This window comes from uncultured Blautia sp. (assembly GCF_902497045.1).
Taxonomy (GTDB): Bacteria; Bacillota; Clostridia; order Lachnospirales; family Lachnospiraceae; genus Blautia_A.
The window spans coordinates 1-1598 of sequence record NZ_CABVDF010000371.1; the positions used below are offsets into that span (position 1 = coordinate 1).

Annotated in this window: 1 protein-coding gene; it reads right to left on the reverse strand. The window is 40.4% G+C overall.

Annotation, left to right across the window (positions count from 1 at the left end; translation table 11 throughout):
* Positions 1-139: 139 nt before the first annotated feature.
* Entirely contained in the window at positions 140-1525 is a 1386-nt protein-coding gene (locus tag RDS42_RS14785) for an SGNH/GDSL hydrolase family protein (RefSeq protein WP_308784319.1), read from the reverse strand.
* Positions 1526-1598 lie beyond the last annotated feature (73 nt).

Here is a 1598-nt window from a genome sequence, read left to right on the forward strand (position 1 = left end):
TTAATAAGGAGGGCAAGTCCATTGGACAATGAACAGTAATAAGAGCCAGCAGAAAAAATAATCTGATGGCTCTTTTTGTTGCCTTTCTTTGACCGGCACGAAAAAAGACAGACCTTTTATCGGTCTGTCCTTTTCACATTTATCTGTTCAATATTTTCATACAATAATCATATACCCGAAGAGAGGTCGCATCTGAATAATGCACACCATCGTAAAGTCCCTCATGACCTTCTCTGCTGATCCATCCATATCTCTGAAGGAAAGAGCAGGTATCAATATAAGTATATGTTCTTTTGGATCCGCTGCACAAAGTGGATTTCAGTGTATTATTTATATTCTTAACCTGATTTTCCGTTCTGCTGGTCCATCCTAAATAGCTGCGGATCATTGCGCTGTTTACCGGATTCACTGACATGTAATACATATCACAGTTTTTATTATATTTTTTTAAGTTTCTGGCAACTGCCTGCATATATTTGGTATATCCGCTGTAATCACGCAGATCGTTCGCTCCCAGATTGATCACAACAGCAATTCTGCTGTTCTTTGACTGTTTGCATACATTAGTTCTTAAAGTATTGTAACCTGTCTTTTTAAACCAGTCCAAGCCTTCTCCAATCTTGTAAATAAATTTCACATTTGCCGGAGCCGAGCTGCCAAGGGCACGGGCCATTCCCATTGTACGGGAATCCCCTACAAAGTATACCACATCATGATTTTCCGGTTTACGTACACCAGCAGGCGCTTTATCCATATGTTTTCCAAAAACTACCATATAGTAATTCCCGGATTTGGATGGAATTCTGTCTCCGGCAAGATATTCCGGTTTAGAAGTCTGGCCTTTTCTTCTTGACCACCCCAGACACATATTTCCGCTTCCCAGATTTACGGACGGAAAAGTAGGATTCTTTCCGGATCCGGTAGGAACCACCTTCCAGAGCTTTCCGTTATACGCTCTCAGATTCACCCCTGTGATTTTCTGTGTGATCGGATAAAATCTCATATTTCCGGTAACCTTTACCTTGGTGCCGGCTTTTTTATAAGTTTTTCCTCTTACAGTAGTGGCCCATCCCAGTCCTTTATTGGAGGTTCCATGGGGCACAGAAGGAAGAGTAATATATTGCCCTTTTATTGCCTGCTCTCTCATGCTGACATATTCTTTTTTCCCATTTTCTGTATAAAAGCATACATTATAAAGCTTATAACGATAAAGACAGAACTTCGTATTCTTAGTTATCCGATAATTCGCACCCGGATTATATTTATAGGTCTTATTTCCATTTTTCAGAACCCAATAGCATCTGTAGCCTGACTGCGAATATTTAGGAAGCTTGATCCAGTCTCCTGCCTCTACCGTCCTGGCCCAGTTGCGATAAGTCTGTGTAGATACCACTCCCTGGGCATTTGCAAACACTACCCTGCATTTGGATGCCGCAGATACCTCTCTGCTCCCTCCCCAAATCAAAAATGCGGATAAGATCAGCAGAAAAAATGTACCTTTCCATTTACCTGAAATTCGTTTCATTATACAGCTCCTTATTTTCTTTTATAAAAAACCTAGCTTAACACGTATATCTGAAACTACTATATCAGTTTTT